The organism is Bacterioplanoides sp. (assembly GCF_965226395.1).
GTDB lineage: Bacteria > Pseudomonadota > Gammaproteobacteria > Pseudomonadales > Oceanobacteraceae > Bacterioplanoides.
Map to the genome: position 1 here is coordinate 17102 of NZ_OZ245358.1, position 20839 is coordinate 37940.

Sequence of the window (20839 nt, forward strand, 5' to 3'; positions counted from 1 at the left end):
GGGCTTTTTGGCTAGAATGCCTGCCGCTTTCCGGAGGCCTTATGCAATTATTTGTTGATCAGTTAACCAATGTCGATTTCAGCTACCTGGATGCCCAGCGTGGCATGGTGGGTGAAACCTGGTGGGCATCAGCCCTACTGGATGGTGCACTTGATGAGCAAGGCATGATTTGTGATTTTGGCATAGTGAAAAAAGTGCTGCGCAATTGGCTGGATGACGATGTTGATCACCGTTTATTGCTGCCGATCAAAAGCCCGAATCTGCACTACACCCTGGAAGGTGACCGCATTAATATGAGCTGGCAATACGCTGATGGCAAAACCCTGCGCATGAAAGCGCCCAGACAAGCGGTTGCGCTAGTGGATGCAGAAGCAATTAATGCCGAATCCGTTGCAGAGTGGTGCCGCGAACAACTACGCCCCTTCTTTCCGGTCAACGTTGAGCAATTAAATCTGAGCTTTGAAGCTGAAGCCATCGACGGTGCTTTTTACCACTACAGCCACGGCCTGAAAAAGCACGATGGCAACTGCCAGCGTATTGCTCATGGTCACCGTTCACGCATCAAAATTTTCCTCGACAACCATCGCTCAGCCGGGCTGGAACAACAATGGGCACAACAGTGGGCCGATATTTATCTGGGCAGTGAGGAAGATATTGTGTCACAAGCCAACGGCGAGATTCATTATCGCTATATTGCCCAGCAAGGTGAATTCGAGTTATGGATGCCACAAGACCATTGTTACCTGATGAACACTGACACAACGGTCGAGTTTATTGCTAATCATCTGGCTCAGGCGATTAAGCAACAACACCCCGATTCCACTGTAAAAGCACAAGCTTTTGAAGGTGTTAACAAAGGCGCCATTGCCATTATCTAACCGTTAAATTCACAACTCTATCAACTAAAATGATACAATAACGATCGTTTAATATATAACAAGGAAGCATCATGCAGTTTGCTCAAAAACAGTCCGCACTAGTCCTCATCACTATTTCAGCACTGACCGCTTGCGGTGGTGGAGGCGGAGGTGGTGGCAATTCAGACAACAGCAACAGAGTTGTTAACACAACAGCACCTTTAGCAGATACTGGCACACCTAACCAAATGCAGGGAACCTGGAAATCCAGCTGCCTGTTTGATGCCTCGGAAGGCGTTTTCATTAATATTGTGGCCGAATTTACCTCATCCAATGCACGCCTTTCATCCGGTGCCTACGCCAGTCCCTCATGCACAGGCTTTGGATTACAGATTGCCGTGGAAACAGGCTACGAGGTTACCGGCAATAAATTATTAGCCTCAGGCATGACTGCAAATACCATTGAACACACCATTAGTTCTGTTTCAATGATGCCAACCTCTTCAGAAATTGCTAATGCACTGAATGAAGACAGAGCTTGTGGCTTTACGGATTGGCGTGCCAACGTAGCTTATAATATTTCAGCGTGTCAGGAGTTTAATCCATTCCAGCAACCCATACTGCGTGATATCACATTTGTGAATGGCAACCAGTTATTTACAGGTGGTGAGAATGACGGCATTGATGGCTACCCAAGCGAGATTGACAGCGCTCCACTTTTCAAACAATAAATAATCATTTATGCAGCTCTATTAGAAAACTAATCGAGCTGCATGATTCCAAGAAGAAGTATCATTTTTACGCCTGAGTACTTTCAAGCCCCTCTTCTTCCATATTCTGGCGCAGCTTGCGCTGCCCCAGAACAAAAACAATCAACGCCACTGGCAGCAGCCACCACAACCACTCCGCCATCGTGTCGGCGTATTGCTTACCAAACACATAAGCCACACTAAAAATAGCGGCAGCCCACACCCAGATTGATACCACATTGGCAATGGTGAAGGTCCAGCCCGGCACTTTGGCTAATCCACAAGCAATATAACCAAAGGTGCGCAAACCCGGCATACAGCGAATTAGTGCCAGCTGATGCCATGGCGCTTTCTGCAGTGGTGTTACCTGACGCTGAATCATATCGTGCTGAAAGCGCTTCGCCAGCCATGGTGAAAAGTGTGCAGCCCGGCCAAACAGATACAAAGCACTGTCGCCGATAAACATCCCTAAACACGTTGCGGCAAACGCGACTTCGGGTGCAACCTTACCACTGGCAGCAAGCAACGCTGCGCCAATAATGGCCAGATCTTCCAGCATAAAGGTGGAAACAATGATGATCAGGATGATCCAGGCTGGGTGACTGGAGTAAGTTAAAAGTGAATCAAGCATAAAAACAGACATTCAATAAGTAACAACAAGGCCAGTTTATCACCTTTGTACGTCGAAATAATGACAGAGAATTTTGCTGCAACAGCTGAGTTCAGTGTAAAAATCCGTTAGAATCTTGCGCCTTTTCATTCACTGCCTCGTTGAGATTACGTATGTCCACCTCATTGGAACTGTCTGCGTTAACTGCAATTTCTCCTATTGATGGTCGCTACGGCAGCAAAACCGCCGCTCTGCGCCCGATTTTTTCTGAATATGGTCTGATTCGCGCCCGGGTTGAAGTAGAAATCCGCTGGTTGCAGCGTCTTGCTGCGCACGAAGCCATTAGCGAAGTACCGGCTTTTTCTGCTGAAACTCAGGCTCAGCTGGATGCCATCGTCAGCGATTTCAGCGAGGCTGATGCACAACGCATCAAAGATATCGAAGCGACGACCAACCACGACGTAAAAGCGGTTGAATACTTTATTAAAGAAAAGTTTGCAGATAACGAAGAACTGAACAAGGTTAATGAGTTTGTTCATTTCGCTTGCACTTCTGAAGACATCAATAACCTGTCACACGCCATCATGCTGCGCGCCGGTCGTGATGAGGTATTACTGCCAGCGATGCGTGAAATCGCCAACGCTATCCGTGCACTCGCACACGAGCACGCCGAGCTGCCTATGCTCTCGCGTACTCACGGCCAAACAGCCTCTCCTTCAACTCTGGGTAAAGAGATGGCCAATGTCGTGGCTCGTCTGGAACGTCAGATCAAACAGATCGAAGACGTGCAGATGCTGGGTAAAATCAATGGCGCAGTTGGTAACTACAACGCTCATATTTCGGCTTACCCGGATGTTGACTGGCAGGCGAATGCCGAAGAATTTGTTACTTCTTTAGGCATTAGCTGGAACCCGTACACCACTCAAATCGAGCCACACGATTACATCGCTGAGCTGTTTGATGCGATTGCTCGCTTCAACACCATTGTGATCGACTTCGACCGCGATATCTGGGCTTACATCTCTAACGGTTATTTCAAGCAGAAGACCATTGCTGGCGAAGTGGGCTCTTCCACCATGCCGCATAAAGTTAACCCAATCGACTTCGAAAACTCCGAAGGCAACCTGGGTTTGGCCAATGCGGTTCTGGCACATATGGCGCAAAAACTGCCAATCTCTCGCTGGCAGCGTGACCTGACGGACTCTACCGTACTGCGCAACATGGGTGTTGGTGCTGGTTATAGCCTGATTGCTTATGCCGCAACCATGAAAGGCATCAGCAAGCTGGAAGTCAACGAACAGCGTTTAGCTGAAGATTTAAACAACGCTTGGGAAGTACTGGCTGAGCCAATTCAAACCGTGATGCGTCGCTATGGCATCGAACAGCCATATGAGAAGCTGAAAGCCTTTACTCGTGGCAAAGCCATCACTCAGGATGCCATGGGCGACTTTATTGCCAGCCTGGAACTGCCACAAGCAGTGAAAGATGAGCTGAACGCCATGACCCCAGCAGCTTATATTGGTAATGCGGCAGCGCAGGCAAAAGCTGTTTAAACATTTGCTGAAGTGAACGGTAAAAGCCCTGATTCGTCGGGGCTTTTTTTGTTGAACAACACCCCAACTAGCAACTGGCAATTTGTTCTGCCGCAGGATCTGTAGGCCATCCATGGCCTTAGATCCTACCGCAACATCCATGTTGCTGCTCTCGAACAAACAGCCCACTGCTAGTTTTAAATTCCGCAGATATGGCTTTCTTTTTAGCAGCGACAGGATGTCGCGTTCGCCCGGCAGGGACAGGGATGTCCCTTCGGGGCGACGGCTAAAGAAAGCCATATTTGTGGGATTTGAAATCCTGAGAGGCTAACTCTATGCACGTCCTAGGTCATTTATCCATTGAAGAATTCCTGCGCGACTACTGGCAAAAACAGCCCGTTCTGATCCGCAACGCCTGGCCTGACTTTGAACCCTTATTACCCGCCGATGAATTAGCGGGACTCAGCCTGGAACAAGAAATTGAATCCCGCCTGATCATTGAAGATGGCATCCCCGGCGACAAAGACAGTGGCCCCTGGCAACTAAAGCGCGGGCCATTCAGTGAAGAAGACTTCCGCTCTCTTCCTGAAAACAAATGGACACTGCTGATTCAGGGCGTTGACCAGTGGATTCCAGAAGCAGCAGAGCTACTCGAACACTTCCGCTTTATTCCTTCCTGGCGCATCGACGACCTGATGATCAGCTACGCCGTCGACGGCGGCAATGTTGGCCCACATTACGATCAATACGATGTGTTTTTGTTACAGGCCGAAGGCCAGCGCGAGTGGTCCATCGGCCAGATGTGCAATGAGCAAACTCCGTTTCAACAAGGCCCTCAAATCCGTGTTCTGGAGCAGTTTGATGAAACCGAAAGCTGGGTACTGAACCCGGGTGACATGCTGTATCTGCCACCTCAACTGGCACATCACGGCATTGCCCGCGGCGAGTGCATGACCTACTCCATCGGCTTTCGTGCACCCTCGCAACTGGAACTGGCCCAGGCAACATTGGATGAAATTCTGGTCAGTGCCGATGAAGATCAACGTTATCAGGACCCAGACCTACAACCACTGAAATCACCCGGTCTGATCGATTCACAAGCCGCGCAGCGATTACGCAACACCCTGAAAGCCGCCCTGAAAGACGATACCACTTGCCAACGCATTTTGGGCAAGCTCATGACCGAAGCCAAATACCCGGAGCATCAGCCAGAAGCCCAGGAACAGCCCAGCTGGAATCAACTGAGTGAGTTACTGGCACAATCACCAGACATTCATAAGTCAGAATTTGCCCGCTTTGCTTACAGCCAGAACACAAACATCTGTGAGTTTTTCTATCAGGGTCATTCCATTGAACTAGACCAGAATGACTTGCCATTAGTCGTATATCTGAGTGATTATGGACATTATGAGACAGAGAAACTGGTGCAACTTGCCGTGACCAATAACGGCCAATCTCTGCTGCAAACACTCTGGGCTCAACAACTGCTGTACATACAAGAATAAGGAGCAGACTGTTGGAAGTTAAAGTGGTCGACTGGTCGGATCAAAGTTATCGCAACATACTGAGAGATATTCGCCAGAAAGTTTTTGTCGAAGAACAAGGGGTCCCGGCCGACGAAGAATGGGATGATAAAGACTCTCAGGCCACACACTTTATTGCTTTTGACGGCAAGCGCCCAGTCGGTTGCGCCCGTTTGTTTAAAGATGGTTATTTTGGCCGCATGGCTGTACTAGTCGAGCACAGACACAACCACTGGGGCTCGCGCCTGATTCGCGCTCTGGGTGATTACTATCAACGTGAACACCAAGGGCGCCAGCTAAAAGCCTCTGTGCAAGCACAGGCTTATAACTTTTACCTTCACAATGGCTTTACCCCTCAGGTTGAGTTTTTCTGGGATGCCAATATTCCACACCTGACCATGACCAAAGTGGTTAGCCGCGGCGCAACAACGTCCTCTTCCATCTTTGAAATGGGTAAAGATACAGAGCTGTATCAGCTGGACAACGCAGCAGCCATTGAAGGCTTATTTCAGATTGCCTGCCAACAAAAACCGCGTAAATTATTTATTGGCATTACTGAGCTACAGCATCCTATGTGGTCATCACAGGGAACATTAGACTCCATCAAACGCTATCTGCGCAGCTCTAACCGGCGCCAGATTGACTTGCTAATCAGCCATGAATATCCAGGTATCAGCGACCATCCCCTGATTCAGTTAAGCAACCGCATCAGCAGCCGCATCACACTTCGGGTACACCAAGGTCTTAAATTCCATGGCGCTTTATTTGATCCGGATGGCTATTTACTTATCAACGGCCCACACGTTAAGGCCTGCTTTAACAACCGTGTGATTACCATCCGCCACAAACGCGAATTTGCTGATTTATGGCGCACGGCACGACCAACACGCGAAGCCCGGCAATTCAGAATTTAAATAGTGATACTAATAACCCACATATGCATCAACGAGACAACAACGGTCAGAATTAACCGCAGTTTTTTATAGCTGGGTGAATAAGCACCTTGAAAGAGAGGGCTCCTCTCCAGCCACAGCAAGGCAAGAAAAGCGACTAACAACATTACCAAAGACAGAGCGTATGGCATAAAGTACGCCAGCACCCCCCATAGGCAAATGGCAATTGACCATACCTGTGGCGATGACTCCGGCGCGTCGGAACCAGCTTGCACAACTCCCCAACAAGCCCCCGCCATAAAAGCCAGGATAACCAGCGAATAAAGCTGGAAGAGACCACTCGCGTCTGCAATGTCCAAATAAACTGCGAGACCACAGCCAACAAATGGAATTAAACCAGCATACCCCAGTCTCTCAGTCACCGTTGTTAACATCATATACTTGCTCTTATGTTGTACTCTTAGCTTTACTTTTACGATCGCCACGTGCGAACCACACAGCGCCAATAACAAAAAAGGCCATATCAGCTACCTGATATGGCCTTTCTGTTAGCTCTGTTGCTGTAGCAGCAATTGCTCCACCCGTTCAACGTCTTCCGGCGTATCAATACCATGGCCCGGAGGCTCATCAATAATCGACATATGAATTTTTACGCCATACCAAAGCGCACGCAACTGCTCCAGCGCTTCGGTTGTTTCTAACGCACACACATCCATATTCTGATACTGACGCAGAAAAGAAACACGATAGCCGTACATACCAATATGGCGGTAAACCGGCATTTTCGCTGTCATTTCGCTGGTACCGTTTTTATAACCATCGCGATCCCAGGGAATAGAAGCCCGGCTAAAGTACATAGCAAACTGATCTTTATCCAACACAACCTTAACCACATTCGGGTCAAAGGCATCATGATTTCCCGATAATGGTGTACATACCGAGCTCATGCCTGCATCCGGATAATTAATCAAACTTGCAGCGGTTTTTTCAATCAATTCCTGCGGAATCAGTGGCTCATCACCCTGCAGATTAACAATCACCACATCGTCATCCCAGCCTTTGATTTCGGCTACTTCGGCAATGCGTTCGGTACCATTTTCATGATCTGGCGATGTCATCACTACTTCCGCACCAAACGATTCAGCTTCACGCTGAATTCGTTCATTATCGGTAGCAATCACAATATCTTGAATGCCAGTTTCAACAGCACGTTCGTAAACATGCTGAATCATGGTTTTACCTGCCAGCTCAATCAGCGGCTTCCCAGGCAAGCGTGAAGAGGCGTAGCGCGCTGGAATAACAATCTTATAATCCGACATACATTTTCCTTAAATCATTTGGCACCATGGCTATTATTTGGCGCTGTAATAGTCCCGATACCAAACTGCAAACTTCTCAATACCCTCTTTCAGAGGCGTATTAGGAGCAAAATCCACGTCTTCAATTAAGTCATCAACGTTGGCATACGTACGCACAACATCACCGGCCTGCATATCCATATAATTTTTATTGGCTTCAACACCCAACACATCTTCGATAGTCTGGATAAAATCACCCAGCTCAACGGTATTATGATTGCCGATATTATAAATTTTATACGGTGCAGAACTGCGACTGGTATCACCCGACTCCGGCGTCCAGTCAGCGCCAGCGCCGGTTGGAATTTTTTGCGCAATGCGAGTCACGCCTTCAACAATATCATCAATATAAGTGAAGTCTCGCTGCATCTTACCGTGGTTATAAACGTCGATGGTTTCACCACCAAGAATTTTTTTAGTAAAACCAAAATACGCCATATCCGGACGTCCCCACGGGCCATACACAGTAAAGAAACGCAGCCCTGTGGTTGGTAAACCGTACAAATGGGAATAGGTATGTGCCATTAATTCATTGGATTTTTTAGTAGCAGCATACAAAGAAACCGGGTGATCAACCCGATCTGACGTCGAATACGGAATATCGGTATTTAAGCCATACACCGAGCTGGACGAAGCATAAACCAGGTGTCCAACATCATTGTGTCGGCATGCTTCCAGAATATTCACAAACCCAACCAGATTACTGTCGACATAGGCATGTGGATTTTCAATGGAGTAGCGCACTCCCGCCTGAGCGGCTAAATGCACCACCCGATCAAATTTATGCTCGGCAAAAACTGCGTCCACTTCGTCACGATTGGCCAGCTCGACTTTTTTAAACTCAAAGCCATCTAACTCAGCCAACCACTGCAAACGACCTTCTTTCAAAGAAACATCGTAGTAGTCATTTAAGTTATCAATACCAACGACCTGATGTCCCTGCTCAACAAATTGCTTACTGGTAAACGACCCAATAAATCCGGCCGCGCCGGTAACTAATATTTTCACAACCAATAACTCTTATTTACTTCGATTATCCGTTATTCACTTCGAGCATTTTCGAAGTCAGGCAACATGGCTTTGATATACGCTTCATCCAATGGCATACGACTGCCCAGAATAATATCAGCGACTTCACGGCCAACCCCCTTACCACCCATTGCATCGGTAATCAGATCAGCGTGCTCCTGAACCAGCCAGAACGCGTCTTTAGGGGCAATGCTTAAACCAATGCGTTTCATAACCTTAAGGTCAATCACATCATCACCAACATAACAGACCTGTTGTGGCGACAACATCAATTCATCCATCAGTGTTGATAATTGAGCCCACTTATCTTTGCAACCCGGATAAAAGTGGCCAATCCCTAAATCGGAAGCGCGGCGGGTTAACGGGGCAGAATCTTTTGCGGAAATAATGGCTGTTACAATGTCATAGTCAGCCAACAACTTAATGCCAACGCCATCTTTAACATTAAAGTGTTTTACTTCTTCACCACCGGCTGAATAGCTGAGTGTTCCGTCTGTTAAAACACCATCAACATCAAAAACAACCAATTCGATGGCACGTGCTTTTTCTTTAACCGCATTGGGAATATGAACCATAAGACACTCCTTAAACCACAGTGTATTCTATCGTAACAGACAGATTTAATGGATTAATAGCAGGAGTAAGCTTGATAGTCATTTCATGAAAGCTATGAACATAGCCAGAAAAGAAATGGCATCCCCAAGGGGATTCGAACCCCTGTTACCGCCGTGAAAGGGCGGTGTCCTAGGCCTCTAGACGATGGGGACACTAAGACTGATTTTGAGATTTGGTGGAGCCTAGCGGGATCGAACCGCTGACCTCAACACTGCCAGTGTTGCGCTCTCCCAGCTGAGCTAAGGCCCCGTCTCAAAACGTGGGCGCATCTTACGGCTGAGCTTCAAAACTGTCAACACTATTTTTTCATTTTTTTGAAAAATATTTCTCTAAAACAATAACTTACCTCTGTCTCACCCTTACTTTCCCGGAAAGTGCCGGCACCAATCCCGGAAAATGGAGGCACCAATAAAACAAAAGCCCTGCTGGCTCAGCCAGCAGGGCTTTAACGATTTATTACCGAGTGATCAGAAATTAATCATCTGATCCCATCACGCCAAGAATCTGTAGCAAAGACAAGAACAGGTTATAAATCGCAACATACAAAGTAACAGTTGCTGAAATATAGTTGGTTTCACCGCCGTGCAGAATCGCGCTGGTTTCATAAGCAATTAAACCAGACATCAGCATGATGAACATCGCAGAAACAGCCAGGGATAACGCCGGCAACTCGAAGAAGAACGCCCCCAGTGAGCACACAAAGGCCACCAGAATACCAACGGTCAGAGTTTTGCCCCAGCCACTCAGGTCTTTACCTGTGCTGAGCACCCAACCCGACATCGCCATAAAGATCAGACCCGTTGTTCCCATCGCCATAGCAATGGTTTCAGAACCACCTGGCAGGCTGGAATAAAATGAAATAATTGGCCCCAGAGTCAGCCCCATAAAGCCAGTCAGAGCAAAGACGGATACTAAACCCATCGCGCTGTTTTTAGTCTTTTCGACCAGGAATAACAAGGCAAAATAGCCCACCAGCGTCAGCAAACCAAAGTGTGGAACGTTAAATGCCACAGAAACTGCCGCCATGATGCCACTAAAGATCAGCGTCATGGATAACAGTGCGTAAGTGTTACGCAGCACCTTGCGACCATCATGGGAGATGACCTCAGACTGCTGCTGAAAATCAACAGGCTGTGCCGCAACATCCTGGGCGCTGCCTTGTTTCATATTTAAGTAATCGGGACGATTGCTCATTTCCTGCTCCTGTTAGGATCTGTTTATAAATTTGATTGTAGCTGAGGCTATAACACCTTAACACCGACAAACTTCAGGGTTTATCTTTCTTTACTTCCATTCTTGCTAAAAACCAGACAAAACTACGACTGTTCAGAAATTACGTTTTGTAACAGACTCATGCCTGAACTCAGATTACTGTGAGCATTATAAAAATAACAAGGATCTTTATCGTTATGACAACACGAGCACTGAATACCCCTCTGGAAATGCTGTATCACTGGGAAAAAACCCAGGCCGATAAGATTTACCTGCGCCAACCGGTTGAAGGCGTGTATCACGAGTACAGCTGGGCCGAGGTCGGCCAGAAAGTCCGGCGCCTGGCCAGCGCCCTGATTGCTCAGAATTTTGATCAGGGCAGTCATATCGCCATCCTGTCAAAGAACTGCGCCGAGTGGTTTATGACTGATTTAGCCATCATGATGGCCGGGCATGTTTCTGTACCCATTTATGCCACTGCCGGGCAGGAAACCATTCAGTACGTTCTGAATCACAGCAATTGTCAGGCGGTGTTTATTGGCAAGTTGGACGACACCAACAACCAGTGCGACGCGATTCCTGCACACGTCAAACGTCTCGGTTTTCCGTATCCGAATGTTGAACGTCCGGAAGTAAAACTCGACTACCCTTGGTCTGAACTTCAGGCGCAGCCGCCACACCCGGGCAACCCGATTCCTGCACTGGATGACACCATGACGATCATCTACACCTCCGGCAGCACCGGCAACCCTAAAGGCGTAGTGAATACCTTCGGCTCTTATGCGTTTGCCTGCCAGCAGTTTGCCAAAACCGTCAATCTGAGCGACAGCGACCGGGCGTTAAGTTATTTACCTCTGGCCCACATCACTGAGCGAACCGTGGTTGAAGGTGCCAGCATGTATTCAGCTTGTGAAATCACCTTTACCGAAAGCCTGGAAACCTTCACGGATAACCTGAAAGACACCGACCCAACCCTATTTGTTTCGGTGCCTCGTTTATGGACCCGATTCCAGATGGGCGTTCTCGCCAAGATGCCTCCCAAAAAACTTAATCTGCTGCTCAGTATTCCAATCATCAATAAGATTGTTGCCCGAAAAATTCGCCAACAACTGGGATTAGACAGTGTCCGCCTTTTTGGCAGCGGTTCGGCACCATTATCACCGGCCACCATTCGCTGGTTTGAACGTATTGGCATCAAAATCACCGAAGCCTGGGGTATGTCGGAAACCAATGCGCTGGGTACCATCAGCCACCCGTTCCGCTCAGATAAAGTCGGATCAATTGGTCGCCCCTACCCCGGCGTCGAACTTCGCTTATCAGATGAAGGGGAAATTCAGCTGCGCGGTGATTTCCTGATGAAGGAGTATTACCTGGAGCCGGAAAAAACGGCTGAAGAATTTACCGATGACGGTTTCCTGAAAACCGGCGACAAAGGCTCGGTCGATGCCGAAGGTTATGTCACCATCACCGGACGTTTGAAAGAAATTTTCAAAACGGCCAAAGGCAAATACGTCGCACCGGTTCCGATTGAATCCAAGCTGATGGAAAACCCGCTGATTGAACAGGTCTGCGTCACTGGCACCAACCTGAAGCAACCGATTGCTCTGGTGGTATTAGCAGAAGATGCCAAATCACACGATCATGGTCACATCAACCATAGCCTTGAGCGAACCTTATCCAAGGTTAATGACACACTGGAAAGCCATGCCGTGCTTGATGGTTTGATTATTGTTCAGGAAAGCTGGACACCCGATAACGGCCTGCTGACGCCAACGCTGAAAATTCGTCGCCATCTGCTCGAAGGTCGTTATCACGAGACCATCCAGCAGCCATTAAAAGGAGCCATTACCTGGCTGTAAAGCCAGCGGATCTATCGTCACTGGGATCGGGTACTCGGAGCAACATCACAATACTCGGCGTAAGACAAACAACGCGGTATGATGGCGCGTCGTAATATCACCATGTAGTAACGCCGTGTCTGATCCCACAACGCCTGAACAACACACCTCCGAACAACACACCCTCACAAGCCCTGATCTGAGCTGGAACGATCAGGGCCTTCCGGTTTCCCGTCAGTTTGATGACCCTTACTTTTCGGTTGAAGACGGCCTGAATGAAAGCCGCTATGTGTTTCTTCAGCACAACCAGCTCCCTCAGCGCTGGGAAGAAGCGCAGGGTGAATTTAATATTGTCGAAACTGGCTTTGGCACCGGACTCAATTTCCTGATGACCTGGCAAAGCTTTGCCGAGCAAAAAAACACAGCATCAGCAACCGATTGGCTGCACTTCACCAGTATTGAAAAATTTCCACTGAATAAAGCTGAATTACAGCAAGCCATGAGCCTTTGGCCGGAACTGGCGGATCTCACCCGCTTATTACTGCAGCAGTATCCACTGACCATTGCGGGGTTTCATCACCTTATCTGGCCGGAGCATAAGGTGCGCCTCACACTGATTTTTGACGACGTTCACAACGCCCTGCCACAGCTCAGTGGGCCAGTACATGCCTGGTATCTGGATGGCTTCGCCCCTTCAAAAAATCCACAAATGTGGGGGGATGCCCTATTTCAACAGATGCGTCGAATCAATAATCGCCACCCTTATGTTCGCAGCACGGTTGCTACGTTTACTGCGGCCGGAGTTGTTCGCCGGGGCATCAAAGGTGCAGGCTTTCGTATTAATAAAGTGCCGGGATTTGGTCGCAAACGTGAAATGTTGGCCGGTGAATTCAACCTTAGCTGCGGCCCGGAACAACCTGCCTTTTATCGCGAAAAACCCTGGTTGATCTCTCAAGCAGCCACTCTCCATGCTGATGCAAAAGAGAACGTCATTGTTATTGGTGCCGGTCTGGCAGGCTGCACCACCGCCCGGGCGCTGGCAGAACGTGGTCATGCCGTTACCCTGATCGACCGCCAAGGCATCGCCCAGGCGGCGTCCGGCAACCCTCAGGGAGGCTTGTACATTAAACTGGCTGCGGGTGATAACGCCATGCACACCCAGTTTTATTTGGCGGCATTCCAGCACAGCTTAGAGCGGGTTAAACACACCACGAACTGCAGCAATCGTGACGATTGGTGGCATAATTGCGGCGTACTTCAGCTGGCCTACGATGACAAAGAACAACAACGACAGCAAAAATTCCTGCGCAGCAAACAGTATCCGCAGGCGTTAATTACTGCTGTAAACGCCGAGCAGGCTTCAGATTTGGCAGGCTGCCCGCAAGAAACCGGCGGACTCTATTTCCCGCAGGCGGGCTGGGTAGCTCCCGGAGAATTCTGCCAGCAACTGATCCAACACCCACTAATCACATTTGCACAGCGGGATATCCAGTCGCTTGAGCCAGCAGACAGCGGCAGTCACCGCTGGCAACTACATGACAGCAACAATCAAAGCCACGAGGCGGATCAAGTGGTGATTGCTAACGCCTATGATGCCAAACAGTTACTGCCTGACGCGTATCTGCCAGTTAAACGCATTCGTGGCCAACTCAGCATTCTTGATAGCTCACTGGTACCAGACATTAAGACGGTGTTGTGTGCGCGTTCTTATATGGCACCGACCAGAAACGGACTCACGTGCTTAGGGGCAACCTATAACCTGAACGATGATGACCTAGAGGTGCGCGCCCAGGATCATATGACCAATCTGGACCACCTTCAGGATTTTGGCCCGGCATGGGCACAAACGGATGCGGAGAGTATTGCTCAGGGGCGGGTTGGGTTTCGCTGCACCACACCGGATTACCTGCCGATGATTGGCAGTATCCCGGATACTCAACGCTTTATTGAAGCGTTCCGGCCGATGGTCAAAAACGCCAAGCAGATTCCAAAAACTGAAGCGCCGGTAATGGCCGGTCTGTGGTTGAATATTGGCCATGGCTCACGTGGATTAGCATCCGCGCCATTATGTGCGGAGTTATTGGCCGCACAAATAACAAATGGTGGTAAACCCGTTGCTCAGGAAGTTGAAGCGGCACTGTGGCCCGGACGTTTTTTACTCAGAGATATGATGCGCCGCAAAATTAGCTAAGGCGCAATTACTGGACACGTTTTAGCTGCCTACGGCGCGACTCAGCCCGCGCATTAACCTGAGCCTGCTCGCCCTTTTCACGAATGTCGCGCATGGTTTGCTCAAGCTCCGCACAGCACTGGCGAATCTCCGCCAGTTGCGCCTTGAGTGAATCGACATCCTGCATGGCATCAGAAATACGCCGCCGCAGTCTGACCTGTTGAATCTCGCTGACTTTTTTCAAAGATCCCAACCGTGCTGTTTCAATACCTGTGTCATTTCAATGTGGCAGGTCTGTTGCACCGGGTCAAATAAAAGTGTCGCCTGGCCTGACTGCAACTGAGCCAGTACCTGGTTTTTCTTATCCGTCAGGGAGTAGCTGTAATCACCGTAATCCGTGCCCTCACGGCCGACAAAGTCTTCCAGAATGGCATCCAGGGCATCAGCACTGAGTTGTTGGAAAGGAATCGCGATAACACCCTGCTCCGGGGCATCATCCATATAAGAAGGAATATCAGACATCAGCTCAGCCAGCGAAACTCGCTTCGCGCTCCCACTCGCAACTCATGCGCAGTTCTGCATCCGATGGAGTGTGAGTGCCGTTATCAGCCTGCCAGTGGAAGGTGTGCTTACCAGACAGTTCGGTTTCAAGATGTACCGTCGCATTAACCCAGTACATACGCTTCAGCAAGGTTTCAAATTGCTTCAACCAATGCTCCCATTCGTATTCAACGGCCTTATAAGAAGCCGCAAAATGAATCAGCTGAGTCTGGTAGGTGCCGCTGAAAATATCATCGCCAGGCATGGAGAACATTTCCCGGCAAAGGAAAGACCAATCGTCATCAACACCCAAAGGCAGATTCTGAATCGCACTCCAATTAGAACGGCGTTGTAATCTGGCACTGAACTCATCAGCGGCGGGAATATGACGAATCACGCCATACACAACGGATTCCTGATCGAATTGAGACACACGATGTCCTTAGGGCTACGACAAAAGCTCACTGCATCATAGCGGAAAGGCCTGCAACACAAAACCCTTGTTTTGTGATCTTTCTGGCAAACGGAAGTTTTCTCAAGCATTTGATTTTTAAAAGAAAAAGCCTCCGCTCTGGAGAATACACCAGGGCGGAGGCTTCTAATTGCTAAGGCAGAGCAAACGGTTATTTTTTCAATACATCAAAAATGCGTTGTTTAACATAACGGCCTGGAGCATCCTCAATCGCAGCCAGCTTGCCATCACCCGGCTGTCGGACCGCAACCATATCCATGTCACCTTGCTTCAGTACCCACTGTTGCCAATCCAGCCACCAGGAACCTTCGTGGTTCTCACTGCCCTGATACCACTCATCCGGTGTATCGGCCAGAGTGTCGTTGGTCCAGTAGCCATATTTATTGGCTTCTGGCGGATTAACAATCCCGGCAATATGACCAGAGCCACCCAGAACAAAGCGGTTTTTACCGCCCAGCACCTGAGCCCCTTTATAGGTGGTTTGCCACAACGCAATGTGATCCTGAGCCGTCGAGACAAAATAAGCCGGAACTTTTACAGCACTTAAATCAATCTTAACGCCATCCAGTTCCAGCACATTTTTTTCAATCAGGCTGTTATTCAGATACATATTGCGCAGGTAATACGAATGCATGGCTGCAGGCAAGTTGGTGGCATCGGTATTCCAGTACAATAAATCAAATGCCGCCGGGCGTTGCCCTTTCAGGTAATTATTAATAAAAAACGACCAGAACAGATCATTTTCACGCAGGGTATTAAAACTGAAAGCCATCTGGCGCCCATCATAATAACCCAGTGCGTCCATTTGTTTTTCTAACGCGGAAATAGCGGTTTCATTAATAAATACACCAATTTCACCCGGATCTGAGAAATCGGTCAGCGTTGCCATAAAGGTAGCCGCTTTGATGGTCTCTTTTTTCTTTTTCTTCTGATAAGCCAGGGTTGCCGCTAACAAGGTGCCACCCAAACAATAACCAATGGCATTGACTTCTTTTTCACCCGTCGCCTGCTCAATAGCTTCAGCAGCAGCAACCGGGCCTTCCAGCATATAATTATCAAAGCCTTTATCACGTAATGCCGGACTTGGGTTAATCCAGGAAATCATAAAGACGGTATGTCCCTGATCCACCAACCATTTTGCGAACGAGTTTTTCTCGCGCATATCCAGAATATAATATTTATTAATAAACGGCGGTACGATCAGCAGTGGGCGCTTATAAGTTTTTTCGGTGGTCGGCGTATATTGAATTAACTGCATCAGGTCATTCTGATACACTACTTTTCCCGGCGTGGTCGCCAGATTACGTCCAACCTGAAAAGCAGAGGTATCCGTCATCGGAATATTCAGCACACCACTGACACTGGTTTCCAGATCTTCTGCCAGTTGCTCCATACCAGAAACCAGATTCGAACCACCGGTCTCCATGGTTTTACGAATCACTTCCGGATTCAGGTTGGCAAAATTAGTAGGAGATAACGCATTAATATATTGGCGAATCAGATACTCAACTTGCTTACGGGAGTGATCACTCATGCCTTCGGTATCGTCGACCATCTTCATCAGGGTTTTGCCCTGAAGCAGATACAGCTGCTTTATATAATCAAAAGCCGGATTTTGTGACCACTGATCGTCACGAAAACGCTTATCGCTTTTTTCAGGCTCAACCACCGGCTCAACTTCTTTGCCCATAAAGCGCAGAGCCGTTTGCTGGAACAGCTCTTGTTGTTGCTTCAGCATATCCATTTGATCAGCAACAATTTTTTCCGGGTGAGCCAGCATTGCTTCGCCCATCTCGCGCAATGACTCAGTAAAGTCAGTCATTACCGAAGCCGCCGGATCTTCTGCCGAGGTTGGCCGTGTAACCAGTTTTTCTAAGATTCGCCCATATTGTTCAGTTGCCTGACCAGCCACCTCATAAAAGTCACTGACCGCTGTTTCCATGCTCTCGCTAGAAAACCCTTTCATACTTCACCTTTCCTTTGCCAATCGATAAACCGCTTTAAGAAATAAAAAAGCCACCGGAACAGACAACTATTCAGGTGGCTTCTTTTGGCACAAACTAAGCTTACGCAGCCTTAGTTTTGCCTGCAGGCTTAGTCGCCGTTGTGGTAGTCGCTGCAGCAGAAGTGCGCGCTTCTTCCATCAGGGTTTCAACCTGAGATTTGAAATCCATCGCCATGTCAGACATTGCTTTCGCGTCATCCATGATTTTTTTGTTCAGAGAACTGGCTACTTCTGCCTGAGAGGCTGAGAAAGTACGCATAGTGTCTGCGTCTTTAATTTCTGATGCCTTTTTCATCTGCTCCAGACTCAGGTCTGCATAAGATTTAATGGCGTTCAGTTGGAACTCAGTCATTTTTTCCATATTTTCAACAAACAGCGAGTTGAATTTGGACATTGGTGAGTACATGGTTTTAGCCTGCTCAGCGAAAGCATTCAGGATATTTTCTTGCATGGTCTTGCTCCTTCAAGGTTTAACAAAAAGTCTGATCGCGGTGTTACTCCGTTAATAGTAGGAGAATTTATCTTACAGTTGCATGACATTCGCCACTTAAAGTAACACTTTCTTGATTAAAATCAGCCTTTATTCTTACACCCCACACGCAAAGGTAACAATAGAAAAAAATTCACTTTTTTATATCCTGAAACTGGCTTTTTTTGCCCTATGGTCTACCGCATTTTTATTAAACAATTGGAGAGTTTTATTTAACGCTAATTATTAATAAAAATATAAGATAGAAGTTTCAGATACTTAACTATCCTTCTTTTTCTCAACCCTCTTTTTCGGGTGAATTACCGCCAGACATCATATTAAACATCATATTCTGAAACTGCCCCATGGCATTCATCCCTTCCTTCATCATCGGCTGATACAAAGACAAAGGATCATAACCCTCTTCTCCCGACTGCATTTTTTCCATCATCTGATTAAACAATTCCTGCTGAAACTGCTGCACATCAGGCAGCCCCATTACACGACGAAATTCATCTGGGGTCATATCGAAAGTCACATTTATTTTCATTATTAATTTCCTGTCAAAAATGAATTCACTTTCAGTAAATAAAATAGCTATTCATCCGGCCGCAATCCAGCCCAACTTATCAGCAAAGCAATCAGAGCAACACCCGCACTGATTAAAAATACGGTATCACCCGGCATACGACTCCACAGAACCCCACAACCCCAGGCACCAATCGCACCACCCAATCCAAAGCCAACACTGGAGTACAATGCCTGACCGCGCGCCTGAGCTTCTGCTGAAAAATAATGCTGCACATAACGCATCGCTACGGCATGCATCACGCCAAAACTAAAAGCATGCATGAGCTGCGCCAGTAACAAAACAGACAACACCTCAACGTATTCAGCAATCATCAGCCAACGTATTGCAGTGATTACCAGACTCAACAAAATCCAGCCACGCCAACTGAGCCAATGCATCAATCGATGAAATTGCCAGAATAGAATCACTTCAGCAAACACCCCCAGCGACCATAAAAACCCAATGCCGGTTTTGCTGTAACCTGCCGCTTCAAGATAAATACTAAAGAAGGTGTAATAAGCGCCATGACTCACCTGCAACAGAATGGTCATCACAATAAATATCAGCACCGGGCGCTGCATCATCTGCGTCAGAAATGTCTGATCATCACTCGCTGCCTTACGGGTACGAAAGCGCCCGGAGCGGAACAACAAGCTATTGAGTAAAATCAGCACCATCACCAGTAACATCACTGCTGGCAACCATTGAATACCCACCAGTTCAAACAACCAGCCCAGTACCAACACAACCACAATAAAGCCCAATGACCCCCAAACCCGGATGCGGGAGTAATCATCAATGCGGTTTTTCAACGATTGCATGGTGATGGTTTCGTATTGCGGCAACATCGCTGCCCAGAAGAAGCCATACGCCACCATCACCAGCAACATGGCAACAAAGCTGTTCGCCCACCACACGGCGCTGAAACACACGGCCGTCATTAACCCGGAGACACGCACCATACTAATGGGAGAAGAGAAATAACACGCCCACCAGGCCCAGAGATTGGGAGCCACAATGCGCACTCCGGCAAACGCCGCCATCAGGCTGCCAATTTCTAAAGCAGAAAAGGATCGATACTGAAGATACAAGCCCCAGAACGGAGCGATGCAGCCCAACAGGGCAAAATACAGGAAGTAGAAGCCGGACAGGCGACGATAAGGGATATCAGACGGCGTATTGTTCATCGTACTGAGATAACTTCTTATCGTCGCCGCAGCGAATTAATCGTTATTGACGGTGGCAGAAATAACCGGCGTTTCACACTGCACATCGGCGTTCTGGGCACGATGACGTAATAGGTGATCGGTTAATACAATCGCCATCATGGCTTCAGCGATTGGTGTGGCACGAATCCCTACACACGGGTCATGACGACCTTTGGTTACCACTTCAATCTCGTTGCCATCACTGTCAATTGAACGACCCGGGATAGTAATGCTGGACGTTGGCTTCAGCGCCATATGGGCAATGATGTCCTGCCCGGTTGAAATACCACCAACAATGCCACCAGCATGATTGCTTAAAAAGCCTTCCGCGGTCATCTCGTCGCGATGGTCGGTGCCTTTCTGGTCAATGCAGTCAAAGCCATCACCAATTTCCACACCTTTCACCGCGTTGATGCTCATAAGAGCATGGGCCAGTTCCGCATCCAAACGATCAAAAATCGGCTCACCTAATCCCGGCAACATACCGGAAGCGACAACGCTGATTTTGGCTCCTACGGAGTTTTGCTCTTTGCGCAACGCATCCATATAGCTTTCCATCTCAGATACTTTGCTGGCATCCGGGCAGAAAAACGGGTTGTTCGCCACTTCATTCCAATCGAAGTTAGCGTCATCAATTTTAATTGGGCCCAGTTGTGACAAATAACCACGCACTTCAATACCTTTGGCGGCCAGTACCTTTTTAGCAATGGCACCGGCAGCAACACGCATCGCGGTTTCACGGGCTGAAGAGCGGCCACCACCACGGTAATCACGGAAACCGTATTTCTGGGTATAGGCGTAATCCGCGTGGGCCGGGCGGAAGGTTTTGGCAATATTGGAGTAATCTTTAGAGCGCTGATCGGTATTTTCAATCAGCAAACCAATGGAAGTTCCAGTGGTTTTGCCTTCAAACACACCCGACAGGATTTTCACCTGATCCGGTTCACGGCGCTGAGTGGTGAACTTTGAGGTACCCGGCTTGCGTCGATCAAGGTCCGCCTGCAGATCGGCTTCGGTCAACTCAATACCCGGAGGGCAGCCATCAATAATGGCACCCAATGCCAGGCCATGACTTTCACCAAAGGTGGTTACGGTAAAACTTTTGCCGAAGGTATTTCCAGACATACTTCTATCAACTCACTGCAAACTTATATTCTGTCGTTATATTCTGAATCGTCCGATCAGGCT

At 48.2% G+C, this 20839-nt stretch carries 21 protein-coding genes and 2 tRNA genes; 7 read left to right on the forward strand and 16 right to left on the reverse strand.

Going from position 1 to position 20839, the window contains the following annotated elements; genetic code table 11:
• The first annotated feature begins 41 nt into the window (after positions 1-41).
• Positions 42-878 (forward strand): 6-carboxytetrahydropterin synthase, encoded by an 837-nt coding sequence (locus ACO05E_RS00040; protein WP_419810961.1) that lies wholly within the window; start codon positions 42-44, stop codon positions 876-878.
• 71 nt (positions 879-949) lie between these two features.
• Positions 950-1588 (forward strand): hypothetical protein, encoded by a 639-nt coding sequence (locus ACO05E_RS00045; RefSeq protein ID WP_419810962.1) that lies wholly within the window; start codon positions 950-952, stop codon positions 1586-1588.
• A 67-nt stretch (positions 1589-1655) separates the two neighbouring features.
• Here ACO05E_RS00045 and ACO05E_RS00050 read toward each other — a convergent pair whose 3' ends face one another.
• Positions 1656-2237: a DedA family protein gene (locus tag ACO05E_RS00050; RefSeq protein ID WP_419810963.1), complete on the reverse strand. Its 582-nt coding sequence runs from the start codon at positions 2235-2237 to the stop codon at positions 1656-1658.
• A gap of 164 nt (positions 2238-2401) precedes the next feature.
• Between ACO05E_RS00050 and purB the strand changes: the two genes are divergently transcribed.
• The 3 genes from purB to ACO05E_RS00065 all read left to right on the forward strand — a co-directional run bounded on the left by purB (position 2402) and on the right by ACO05E_RS00065 (position 6185).
• The gene (purB, locus tag ACO05E_RS00055) at positions 2402-3769 is read left to right on the forward strand and encodes an adenylosuccinate lyase (RefSeq protein ID WP_419813637.1); all 1368 of its coding nucleotides are present in this window, start codon (positions 2402-2404) and stop codon (positions 3767-3769) included.
• A 314-nt stretch (positions 3770-4083) separates the two neighbouring features.
• Entirely contained in the window at positions 4084-5253 is a 1170-nt protein-coding gene (locus tag ACO05E_RS00060) for a cupin domain-containing protein (RefSeq protein WP_419810964.1), read from the forward strand.
• An 11-nt stretch (positions 5254-5264) separates the two neighbouring features.
• Positions 5265-6185: a GNAT family N-acetyltransferase gene (locus ACO05E_RS00065; protein WP_419810965.1), complete on the forward strand. Its 921-nt coding sequence runs from the start codon at positions 5265-5267 to the stop codon at positions 6183-6185.
• On the opposite strand, the gene ACO05E_RS00070 is transcribed toward ACO05E_RS00065, so the two are convergent.
• From ACO05E_RS00070 to ACO05E_RS00100, 7 genes are all read right to left on the reverse strand, one after another.
• Positions 6182-6601: a DUF3429 domain-containing protein gene (locus tag ACO05E_RS00070; protein WP_419810966.1), complete on the reverse strand. Its 420-nt coding sequence runs from the start codon at positions 6599-6601 to the stop codon at positions 6182-6184. The two genes, ACO05E_RS00065 and ACO05E_RS00070, sit on opposite strands and share 4 nt — an antisense overlap.
• A 111-nt stretch (positions 6602-6712) precedes the next feature.
• Positions 6713-7483, reverse strand: a complete 771-nt coding sequence (kdsB, locus tag ACO05E_RS00075; RefSeq protein WP_419810967.1) for a 3-deoxy-manno-octulosonate cytidylyltransferase — start codon at positions 7481-7483, stop codon at positions 6713-6715.
• 33 nt (positions 7484-7516) lie between these two features.
• Positions 7517-8530 carry an NAD-dependent epimerase gene (locus ACO05E_RS00080; RefSeq protein WP_419810968.1) on the reverse strand — a complete coding sequence of 338 codons (1014 nt, stop codon included), beginning with the start codon at positions 8528-8530 and terminating at the stop codon, positions 7517-7519.
• Between the two features lie 32 nt (positions 8531-8562).
• A complete protein-coding gene (locus ACO05E_RS00085; protein ID WP_419810969.1) occupies positions 8563-9126 on the reverse strand; it encodes a KdsC family phosphatase in 564 nt (187 codons plus the stop codon).
• 116 nt (positions 9127-9242) lie between these two features.
• Positions 9243-9318 (reverse strand) — tRNA-Glu (locus tag ACO05E_RS00090).
• Positions 9319-9339: 21 nt separating this feature from the next.
• A tRNA-Ala gene (locus ACO05E_RS00095) sits at positions 9340-9415 on the reverse strand.
• A gap of 225 nt (positions 9416-9640) precedes the next feature.
• Positions 9641-10360, reverse strand: coding sequence for a Bax inhibitor-1/YccA family protein (locus ACO05E_RS00100; RefSeq protein ID WP_419810970.1), 720 nt, complete (start codon positions 10358-10360; stop codon positions 9641-9643).
• A 215-nt stretch (positions 10361-10575) separates the two neighbouring features.
• Between ACO05E_RS00100 and ACO05E_RS00105 the strand changes: the two genes are divergently transcribed.
• Together ACO05E_RS00105 and mnmC are read left to right on the forward strand one after the other, a co-directional pair.
• Positions 10576-12237 carry an AMP-binding protein gene (locus ACO05E_RS00105; protein ID WP_419810971.1) on the forward strand — a complete coding sequence of 554 codons (1662 nt, stop codon included), beginning with the start codon at positions 10576-10578 and terminating at the stop codon, positions 12235-12237.
• A 115-nt stretch (positions 12238-12352) separates the two neighbouring features.
• Positions 12353-14407, forward strand: a complete 2055-nt coding sequence (mnmC, locus tag ACO05E_RS00110) for a bifunctional tRNA (5-methylaminomethyl-2-thiouridine)(34)-methyltransferase MnmD/FAD-dependent 5-carboxymethylaminomethyl-2-thiouridine(34) oxidoreductase MnmC (RefSeq protein ID WP_419810972.1) — start codon at positions 12353-12355, stop codon at positions 14405-14407.
• Between the two features lie 7 nt (positions 14408-14414).
• Here the strand turns inward: mnmC and ACO05E_RS00115 are convergent, their stop codons facing one another.
• The 8 genes from ACO05E_RS00115 to aroC all read right to left on the reverse strand — a co-directional run bounded on the left by ACO05E_RS00115 (position 14415) and on the right by aroC (position 20776).
• On the reverse strand, positions 14415-14630 hold the full coding sequence (locus tag ACO05E_RS00115; RefSeq protein WP_419810973.1) for a hypothetical protein: 216 nt from the start codon (positions 14628-14630) through the stop codon (positions 14415-14417).
• Positions 14627-14908: a YheU family protein gene (locus ACO05E_RS00120; protein WP_419810974.1), complete on the reverse strand. Its 282-nt coding sequence runs from the start codon at positions 14906-14908 to the stop codon at positions 14627-14629. Before ACO05E_RS00120 ends, ACO05E_RS00115 begins: the two co-directional genes overlap by 4 nt.
• 4 nt (positions 14909-14912) lie before the next feature.
• The gene (locus ACO05E_RS00125; protein ID WP_419810975.1) at positions 14913-15359 is read right to left on the reverse strand and encodes a hypothetical protein; all 447 of its coding nucleotides are present in this window, start codon (positions 15357-15359) and stop codon (positions 14913-14915) included.
• Positions 15360-15549: 190 nt separating this feature from the next.
• The gene (locus tag ACO05E_RS00130) at positions 15550-17364 is read right to left on the reverse strand and encodes a PHA/PHB synthase family protein (RefSeq protein ID WP_419810976.1); all 1815 of its coding nucleotides are present in this window, start codon (positions 17362-17364) and stop codon (positions 15550-15552) included.
• A 100-nt stretch (positions 17365-17464) separates the two neighbouring features.
• Positions 17465-17854 carry a phasin family protein gene (locus tag ACO05E_RS00135; protein ID WP_419810977.1) on the reverse strand — a complete coding sequence of 130 codons (390 nt, stop codon included), beginning with the start codon at positions 17852-17854 and terminating at the stop codon, positions 17465-17467.
• 316 nt (positions 17855-18170) lie between these two features.
• Entirely contained in the window at positions 18171-18422 is a 252-nt protein-coding gene (locus ACO05E_RS00140; protein ID WP_419810978.1) for a DUF6489 family protein, read from the reverse strand.
• Between the two features lie 47 nt (positions 18423-18469).
• On the reverse strand, positions 18470-19630 hold the full coding sequence (locus tag ACO05E_RS00145) for an MFS transporter (RefSeq protein WP_419810979.1): 1161 nt from the start codon (positions 19628-19630) through the stop codon (positions 18470-18472).
• A gap of 36 nt (positions 19631-19666) precedes the next feature.
• Positions 19667-20776, reverse strand: a complete 1110-nt coding sequence (aroC, locus tag ACO05E_RS00150) for a chorismate synthase (protein ID WP_419810980.1) — start codon at positions 20774-20776, stop codon at positions 19667-19669.
• Positions 20777-20839 lie beyond the last annotated feature (63 nt).

What these genes read in the sequence shown, in the direction of transcription:
- ACO05E_RS00040 (WP_419810961.1), top strand. Translation starts at nt 42, where the DNA reads ATGCAATTATTTGTTGATCAGTTAACCAATGTCGATTTCAGCTACCTG.
- ACO05E_RS00045 (WP_419810962.1), top strand. Translation starts at nt 950, where the DNA reads ATGCAGTTTGCTCAAAAACAGTCCGCACTAGTCCTCATCACTATTTCA.
- ACO05E_RS00050 (WP_419810963.1), bottom strand. Translation starts at nt 2,237, where the DNA reads ATGCTTGATTCACTTTTAACTTACTCCAGTCACCCAGCCTGGATCATC.
- ACO05E_RS00060 (WP_419810964.1), top strand. Translation starts at nt 4,084, where the DNA reads ATGCACGTCCTAGGTCATTTATCCATTGAAGAATTCCTGCGCGACTAC.
- ACO05E_RS00070 (WP_419810966.1), bottom strand. Translation starts at nt 6,601, where the DNA reads ATGATGTTAACAACGGTGACTGAGAGACTGGGGTATGCTGGTTTAATT.
- kdsB (WP_419810967.1), bottom strand. Translation starts at nt 7,483, where the DNA reads ATGTCGGATTATAAGATTGTTATTCCAGCGCGCTACGCCTCTTCACGC.
- ACO05E_RS00085 (WP_419810969.1), bottom strand. Translation starts at nt 9,126, where the DNA reads ATGGTTCATATTCCCAATGCGGTTAAAGAAAAAGCACGTGCCATCGAA.
- ACO05E_RS00100 (WP_419810970.1), bottom strand. Translation starts at nt 10,360, where the DNA reads ATGAGCAATCGTCCCGATTACTTAAATATGAAACAAGGCAGCGCCCAG.
- ACO05E_RS00105 (WP_419810971.1), top strand. Translation starts at nt 10,576, where the DNA reads ATGACAACACGAGCACTGAATACCCCTCTGGAAATGCTGTATCACTGG.
- ACO05E_RS00120 (WP_419810974.1), bottom strand. Translation starts at nt 14,908, where the DNA reads ATGTCTGATATTCCTTCTTATATGGATGATGCCCCGGAGCAGGGTGTT.
- ACO05E_RS00130 (WP_419810976.1), bottom strand. Translation starts at nt 17,364, where the DNA reads ATGAAAGGGTTTTCTAGCGAGAGCATGGAAACAGCGGTCAGTGACTTT.
- ACO05E_RS00135 (WP_419810977.1), bottom strand. Translation starts at nt 17,854, where the DNA reads ATGCAAGAAAATATCCTGAATGCTTTCGCTGAGCAGGCTAAAACCATG.
- ACO05E_RS00140 (WP_419810978.1), bottom strand. Translation starts at nt 18,422, where the DNA reads ATGAAAATAAATGTGACTTTCGATATGACCCCAGATGAATTTCGTCGT.
- ACO05E_RS00145 (WP_419810979.1), bottom strand. Translation starts at nt 19,630, where the DNA reads ATGAACAATACGCCGTCTGATATCCCTTATCGTCGCCTGTCCGGCTTC.
- aroC (WP_419810980.1), bottom strand. Translation starts at nt 20,776, where the DNA reads ATGTCTGGAAATACCTTCGGCAAAAGTTTTACCGTAACCACCTTTGGT.